The sequence below is a fragment of the Globicatella sanguinis NBRC 15551 genome (assembly GCF_001552295.1).
In the GTDB taxonomy this organism is placed as follows: domain Bacteria; phylum Bacillota; class Bacilli; order Lactobacillales; family Aerococcaceae; genus Globicatella; species Globicatella sanguinis.
Genome location: NZ_BCQX01000116.1, coordinates 1 through 7,047, shown reverse-complemented (window position 1 = coordinate 7,047; position 7,047 = coordinate 1). Strand labels below are relative to the sequence as shown.

General features: G+C 36.4%; 8 protein-coding genes and 1 pseudogene. 7 read left to right on the top strand and 2 right to left on the bottom strand.

Features of this window, described 5'->3' with window-relative positions:
- From GSA01S_RS08655 to GSA01S_RS08630, 6 genes are all read left to right on the top strand, one after another.
- The coding region (locus GSA01S_RS08655; protein WP_174519409.1) for a UPF0236 family transposase-like protein at nucleotides 1–762 on the top strand (762 nt) is incomplete at its 5' end.
- 262 nt (nucleotides 763–1,024) lie between these two features.
- Nucleotides 1,025–2,191, top strand: a complete 1,167-nt coding sequence (locus GSA01S_RS08650) for a hypothetical protein (protein WP_066126684.1) — start codon at nucleotides 1,025–1,027, stop codon at nucleotides 2,189–2,191.
- A 250-nt stretch (nucleotides 2,192–2,441) separates the two neighbouring features.
- A complete protein-coding gene (locus GSA01S_RS08645) occupies nucleotides 2,442–2,975 on the top strand; it encodes an NUDIX domain-containing protein (RefSeq protein WP_066126683.1) in 534 nt (177 codons plus the stop codon).
- Between the two features lie 376 nt (nucleotides 2,976–3,351).
- Nucleotides 3,352–3,558, top strand: a complete 207-nt coding sequence (locus GSA01S_RS08640; protein WP_066126681.1) for a helix-turn-helix transcriptional regulator — start codon at nucleotides 3,352–3,354, stop codon at nucleotides 3,556–3,558.
- Nucleotides 3,555–3,785, top strand: a complete 231-nt coding sequence (locus GSA01S_RS08635) for a hypothetical protein (protein ID WP_066126678.1) — start codon at nucleotides 3,555–3,557, stop codon at nucleotides 3,783–3,785. The genes GSA01S_RS08640 and GSA01S_RS08635 overlap by 4 nt, the downstream gene beginning before the upstream one ends.
- 373 nt (nucleotides 3,786–4,158) lie before the next feature.
- Nucleotides 4,159–5,160 carry a virulence RhuM family protein gene (locus GSA01S_RS08630; protein WP_066126676.1) on the top strand — a complete coding sequence of 334 codons (1,002 nt, stop codon included), beginning with the start codon at nucleotides 4,159–4,161 and terminating at the stop codon, nucleotides 5,158–5,160.
- A gap of 279 nt (nucleotides 5,161–5,439) precedes the next feature.
- On the opposite strand, the gene GSA01S_RS08625 is transcribed toward GSA01S_RS08630, so the two are convergent.
- Nucleotides 5,440–5,898: a GNAT family N-acetyltransferase gene (locus GSA01S_RS08625; protein ID WP_066126675.1), complete on the bottom strand. Its 459-nt coding sequence runs from the start codon at nucleotides 5,896–5,898 to the stop codon at nucleotides 5,440–5,442.
- A 380-nt stretch (nucleotides 5,899–6,278) separates the two neighbouring features.
- Here GSA01S_RS08625 and GSA01S_RS10570 point away from each other — a divergent pair.
- Nucleotides 6,279–6,440 (top strand): annotated as a pseudogene (locus GSA01S_RS10570) (ClbS/DfsB family four-helix bundle protein); the annotation flags it as partial.
- A gap of 181 nt (nucleotides 6,441–6,621) precedes the next feature.
- On the opposite strand, the gene GSA01S_RS08620 reads toward GSA01S_RS10570, so the two are convergent.
- A partial coding sequence (locus GSA01S_RS08620; protein WP_066126673.1) for an NUDIX hydrolase occupies nucleotides 6,622–7,047 on the bottom strand: 426 nt, incomplete at its 5' end.

Sequence of the window (7,047 nt, the reverse complement as noted above, 5' to 3'; positions counted from 1 at the left end):
GGGTCAAGTGATCGAAAAGCATTAAATGTTCGTCGCATATTCACAGGCTTATACGAAGATAGCGAAGAATTGTGGGAAGACGTCTATTACTATCTCGACCAACAATATGATTTTGCGGCCTGTCCGACCCTTTATTTAAGTGGTGACGGGGCTCACTGGATTAAGAAAGGATTGGACTATCTCCCGACTCAGACGCACTTTGTTCTTGACCCTTATCATACGGTGAAATACCTTCGTCAGGCATGCGTTGGTATCAGTACTGAACATTTATACGCCACGTTACATCGCTGGCTTCATACAGGTGAAAAAGACTATCTACAGGACTACTTCAAAGTGCGACTCAGCGATCCGTCGCTACCCGAATCTTCAAAACAAACGCTTCAAAAGGTTCGCCGCTATCTAATAGGCAATTGGGATGCAATCCAAAGACAAAGAGAGTCGCAATATATCGGTTGTTGTGCCGAAGGTCACGTTAGCCATTGGTTAAGTGCTCGTTTAAGTTCGAGACCTCTGGGATGGAGTACAACAGGCGCAGAAAACATCGCTAAAGCGCGTGCTTATGACCTAAATGGTGGTGATTTAAAAGTTTGGGTAAGAAATCAAACAAAAACAGCAGAAAGAGAACGAAGAGTCAATAAATTAGATGGCCGTGTGGGGCGAAAATACGCCCGCCAGTATGAATGGAGTGGTAAAGTAGCGATCTTACACTACTCCAATAACACACGGAGTCGACAGATTTTTGAGACCATCGCTGGTTATTGAAATCCAATAGAGTGAACCCCGTCTTCATAACGAAAGCGAGCGGCGACGAACTGAATGCGGATGGAGGCACGGTGCCAAAGGCGCCGGTTAAAATATGGAATCCATGAAACTGGGTTCAGGGAAATATAAAAGTATGGTAGAGGAAAACCAACAATAATTTGACACTATCACTGTGTATGGATAGCATGGTGCTGTGACTCTCTTTGGTTTATAATAGAAATAATGAAATGATACATTCGAGAAAGAGAGCGGGGTATGTCTAATGGAGCTAGATTTTAAAAGTTATTTAGCGATGGCTACTGGTGAGGATTTGATTCGTATAATTTTGAGTGATGATTTTCCAGATGATTTAGTTTTATTGGATTGGTCTGATAAAGCAAGTAGCTCCATGATGGAACCTAAATCTTTTGGTGATAAGTTTTTTCTTGATAGTGTAATGGATTTCTCAAAAACATTATTACTGAGTAAACAAATTTTGAACCAAGATACTATTGAAATAAAAGTAGATTATATGGTAAGCATTGATTCGAATGTGATAGGCCATATCGTTAGTGACATATTTAAAAATAGGTCTAACAACCAGGCACTTATTGAAGCAATTAATTATGTCAAAGAGAAGAGAATGCGAATAGATGTTAATCCGTATTTAATAGAGACGCAGCTCAATAGATATGAACTAAATAAATATGATATTCATAAGTCATTGCAAGCATTAGAAACATTAGATGTTTATGATCCATCAAAAGATGGAACGATAGCAAAAGCTTATGAACGTGATAAATTAGCAATTTTGCAAGGTGCGGATATGCGTTTTAGTAACATATCTAATGATATTTATTTAGGAACTCCAATAATTAAGTACTACACTTTGGCTTATATCTTATTATTAAAAACATTTTTGATAAAGAATACATATGCAAATAACACTAATAAAATTGATGATTTAATAGATTTCATCATCGAAGAAATTCCAATTCTTGCTGAAAATGAAATAATTACCTCGGTTTTATATTTGAACAATAATCGTCATTTAGAAAGATTTTTGAATGTCAAAGAGAACACGAAAAACAAATTAGGAAAACTATCTGGTATGGCGTGGGATCTAAGCCATATTAGGTATATTGAGATGATAATGGAATTAGAGTACGGCAAATTTGATTCATTAAAAATTCCATATTTATTAACTGGTGATAAAGGTCTTTCATCGTTAATTAGATTTAATCCTGTAAGAAGGATTTTAATTCTGGAACAAAGACCAATCTTTATAAGAAAACACAATCTTAATAATATTAATCTAACAGAAACCCAGATTGAGAAATTAAAGGTTTGGCTGGGTTCGGAGAGACCTTGCTGGGATTCTGAAGTTCAAAGAAAAATTAATCATCGTATAAAAGAATTAGAAGAACAAGTAGACTCTATTTCAGCATAGCTACGCACTCACCATATAAAATTGAATCAATAGCTTAACCCCGATACATACAGAGTGTGTGGTTCTGTTGACTAAAATACAGGAGTAAAAGTGTGAAAATTATTAAATTTGAAGAAATCTATCGTGATGATATGTTTTGGCTTGCAATAGATGAAAAATGTAAAGCTATCATTAAAACGAAAAGAAAGATGAAGGTTTTGTAAATCCCGATTTATACGGAGTTGATTTTTACTTTATTGAGGAAAAATATATGTTGAATAAGCAAATAAATATTGAATTGCAGGATACACAATGGCAATTTGAATATGTTGATCATGACAGAAATATTGCCCGAGCAATAGTTTATGATGAAAACGGTTTGTTCTATTTTGTAAGAGTAGAACGAGATGATGATTTTGGAAAAGCAACATTGATTGAAACATCGGGTGGCGGAGTTGAGATAGGCGAGGACTTACAAACCGCCATTCAAAGAGAATTGAAAGAAGAACTTGGTATATCTGTAGAAATAATTTGCAAAATCGGAGTTGTAAGCGATTATTACAATCTGATTCACAGGCATAATATTAATAATTATTTCTTGTGCAAAGTAAAGTCATTCGGAGAAAAGAATTTGACTCTGGATGAAATAGAAAGTCTTCATTTATCTACATTAAAATTGACATATGACGAAGCTGTTCGAGAATATGAAAATAGGGCAAATACAAGGTTAGGAACACTTATAGCAAACAGAGAACTGCCTATTTTGCATCAAGCAAAAGAGATAATTAATGAAAGCCAAAAGTAAAGTGTATAGAGCACGGAACAACCCAAGCACGGATTGCCCTAGAATGACGAGCGAAGCGAGAAAATGATTGGATGTAATCGGCTGCTGAGGCAGTGGTATTGCTTGAGGCTGTTCGAACGAAGTGAGTTACAGCGTCAGGTCTGTAGCGATAGCGTAGGTGATTGAAAAGAAAAGCTGATCGAAATAGGGTTTGTAGAGGTTTATGAAGTTGAGAAGAGCTCCTGAGAAGGGGCTCTTTTGTTAGTTGAAGAGATGAGTGGAAAGGAGAACTATTTTCGCTTCGAGGTGCAAAGCTTACTTGACATAAAACGCAAAGTTGACTTTACTATAAATGTAAAGGTCACTATGCAAATGATAGAATACGAAAGGAGGACAAATGAAGACGAAGATCCCTCAATTGAGAAAAGAGAAGAAGCTATCTCAAGCTGAACTAGCAGATATCGTTGGCGTCACACGGCAGACCATTACCTCGATTGAGACAGGCAAGTATATTGCCTCCTTGCCGTTAGCCTATAAAGTTTCTAAATATTTCGGCTTTAGGATAGAGGATGTTTTTATATTTGATGAGGAGGATGAATCATGAACTTGGAGAAGTATCGGAGGGAAATTAAGAATCGGGTCAGCGTCTATCAAGCGCTTATTGCCGTCGCCCTCGTATTTGTCATCATTGGCAATGTGCTTTTGAAGGATAGGGGGCAAACGGTAGAGAGTGTTAGAGGGTTTGCAACAGGTCTTTCTATTGGGAAAGAATTAGTCTGCGTCTTTCAATTAGGAAAATTGTGGAAGATGCTTAAAGATGAGACGTTCTAAAAGAAGTTTATATCAGAGAATATGATGAAAGAGAAGCGTTAATTCAAATGAAATCTGGCCTCCATGTGATCCCAATTTTATCTTTCATCACCCTAATTTGTGCAATTTTGGTAGGTTTCTTCAACGATACAATCTTCTATACTTTGGTTATTGTAGGAATAGGGCAGATACTAATAGCAATTGCCCTCAAAATTTATTGGAAGAACCACCTTTAAAATAACTTTGAAATAAGAGAGATGTAGACCTATGTAGCGGCAGTGACATGGGTCTATGCCCTATGCATTGCTTTTTGGTATAATACCCCTAGAAGGAAGTAATTGTGACCTAAACGGGAAAAATCGATTAAATTGATTAATGAAGGAGGTAGTTACGAATGATGGAACATGATAGCAACGGGGAAATCATCATCTACCAAAGTGAAGATGGAACTAGTAAATTAGATGTTAAACTTGAAGATGAAACAGTTTGGTTGACACAAGCACAACTTGTTGACTTATTTCAGTCTAGTAAAGCTAATGTTAGCGAGCATATAAAAAACATAATAAACGAAGGCGAACTAGATGAAGATTCAGTTGTTCGGAAATTCCGAATAACTGCTTCGGATGGAAAGAATTATCAAGTTAAACACTACAACTTGGATATGATCATTTCCCTTGGTTACCGCATTCAATCCAAGGTCGCCACTCACTTTCGTCGCTGGGCTACTGAGCGATTGAAGGAATATATCATTAAAGGCTTTACTATGGATGATGAGCGGCTTAAGGGGCAAGCTGGCGGTAATTATTGGAAAGAACTATTGGACAGAATTCGTGATATTCGCTCATCAGAAAAAGTCATGTACCGACAAGTCCTAGATTTATATGCAACCAGTGTTGATTATGATCCAAAGAGCCAAGAATCTATCACTTTCTTCAAGATGGTTCAGAATAAATTACATTATGCAGCTCATGGACAAACGGCTGCTGAGGTGATTTACCAAAGAGCTGATGCAAGCCAACCTTTTATGGGACTGACTACCTTTGCAGGTGCCATTCCGACTCTGAAAGATATTCAAGTGGCTAAGAACTACTTAAAGGAAGATGAATTAAAAATTTTGAACAACTTAGTTTCTGGGTACTTTGATTTTGCTGAGGTTCAAGCTATACAACATAATCCCATGCATATGAGTGATTACGTTGACCATTTGGATCGTGTCCTCAGTGTGACTGGCCGACCTGTCCTGCAATCCGCAGGCAAGATCAGTCACCAACAGGCCATGGATAAAGCGAAGAAAGAGTATCGTGAGTATCAAAAGAATACTTTGTCGCCAGTGGAAGAGGATTACTTGCAGACAATTAAAGCACTGGAGCAAGAGGTCAAGAATGAAGGTAAATAATAATCTCGCCAACCATACTCCCTATCCAACATATCAAAACCAATCCAACTCTTATACTCGACACATACGGAGTGTGTGGTCTTGCTTGAAAAGAAAAGTTGATAAGTAAACTACCCCCCAAAAAAAAGTTAGACAAAAATCTAACTTAGGGGGCAGTTCACTTTTGTGCTTTATTATATAAAATACAAAGCGCAAAAAAAAGTGCTAAGTATAAATTCTGCGATTCAAATTTATTTCAAATCATTTACTAAAAAAATCTAATTCCTAAAAAAGTGTGAATTATTCATGTGTTCGTTTTACTAATAATGCGTGATTAAACTGAAAATCTAACTCTTCAATGTAAAATTTTAGAAGCTTATTATATTGATGCGATGTTGCAATAACTCCAATTACTTCAACATAATCCCGCACGTCATTTTCTAAAAATCTATAAAGTTCTTTTCCTATGCCTTTATTACGATGTGTGTGAATAACATAGATCTCGTCAAGCTCAAAGGCTTTCTCCCCAATCTTATTATATGAGGTTTCTTCTTTTTGAACACTGATATGTCCAAAGGCATACGCAACAATACGATTATCCTCAACAGCTACATATATATCGCGATTAATAAATTCTGTTGGATCATTCTTAAAGTATGCAGGGCAACAATTTTCCTCTGCCCACGCTTCTGATAACTCAAGCAATTCTTCCAGGACTAAATCTTCTGCTGTTACGCTAACTTTTTTATAATTAATCATTTATTTCTCCTTATTTTAAAAATAGATAGTTGCCATAAAACATGACAAAGGCTGCTGTAAGTCTAAAGTTCTGCCAGATGGCGTGATTGTATGGAAATTATATTTACTGAATAAAAAAACTGGCCTAATGTTATAGAAAAGTCCTCCAAGTAGCAAATACCAAATATAGCATATGCCTATATGTTTATAAATCGGATAGATAAGGACAATTGATATCCATCCCATTGCCATATACATAATCATAGAAGCTTTACTTATCTTCTTTAGCTGTAGTGAAGGCGATTATGTTCATGCTTATGCCTAGTATTGCCAAAATCTACATTAAAACAAATATAACCATGGCAAGGGTAGACCTTTTGCCAGTTAAGATAGATTGATGCATAAACGAAGAAGAGTTATTCAATCCACATATGAGAGACTGGGCAGATGAAGCCACTAAAACCGCAGTATGGCCAGTCTATAAATTTATTCATGTGAGCACAGTGTCTCCCTTTGGCACAATTAGAACTAAGATTAGGAAATGGAAAAAGTTGGCACTGTAACTGCACAGCGAATGCGGTCGATAAGAGAAGCTCCTGAGAAGGGGCTTTTTTCTGTTGAGTGGAAAAAGAGTTAAAATTTTGATAAAAAATAATTTATGTAAGACATTTATCTCTAGGAAATTGAAACGAATGATTTTTATTATTCTTCCACAATCACGCCCGGTTCGGGAATAATGATTATTTATTTTAGAACCTTCCAATCCGTATAAACATGAGCGTCTATTCCTAAGTCTCCTGTCTTTAACCATTCAAATGCTTTCACAACTAATGGAGAAGCATTTTCAAAAGAAATATCATTTTCTGTTACCCACACGGCACCTAATGAATCCTGCCCTTCAAATTGTTCGGGTGTTTGTAGTTTCCCACCAACTTTTCTCACAAGGTAATAGACGGCAATATGGTGAACATCCGAAAACTCTTTCCACATCCAAGGTAGCTTAAAATCCGTAACCCCAATATTTTTTATAATTTCAATTTCAATACCCGTTTCTTCAAGGAATTCTCGTTTCATTGCCTCAGATAAAGTTTCGCCATCTTCCAAACTTCCACCAGGTAAATCGAAACGGTTTATATATGGTCCACAATTCTTATTTATAACTAACAATGG

Excerpts from the sequence above, each read along its gene's own strand:
- GSA01S_RS08650 (WP_066126684.1), top strand. The coding sequence starts at position 1,025 with ATGGAGCTAGATTTTAAAAGTTATTTAGCGATGGCTACTGGTGAGGAT.
- GSA01S_RS08635 (WP_066126678.1), top strand. The coding sequence starts at position 3,555 with ATGAACTTGGAGAAGTATCGGAGGGAAATTAAGAATCGGGTCAGCGTC.
- GSA01S_RS08645 (WP_066126683.1), top strand. The coding sequence starts at position 2,442 with ATGTTGAATAAGCAAATAAATATTGAATTGCAGGATACACAATGGCAA.
- GSA01S_RS08625 (WP_066126675.1), bottom strand. The coding sequence starts at position 5,898 with ATGATTAATTATAAAAAAGTTAGCGTAACAGCAGAAGATTTAGTCCTG.
- GSA01S_RS08640 (WP_066126681.1), top strand. The coding sequence starts at position 3,352 with ATGAAGACGAAGATCCCTCAATTGAGAAAAGAGAAGAAGCTATCTCAA.
- GSA01S_RS08630 (WP_066126676.1), top strand. The coding sequence starts at position 4,159 with ATGATGGAACATGATAGCAACGGGGAAATCATCATCTACCAAAGTGAA.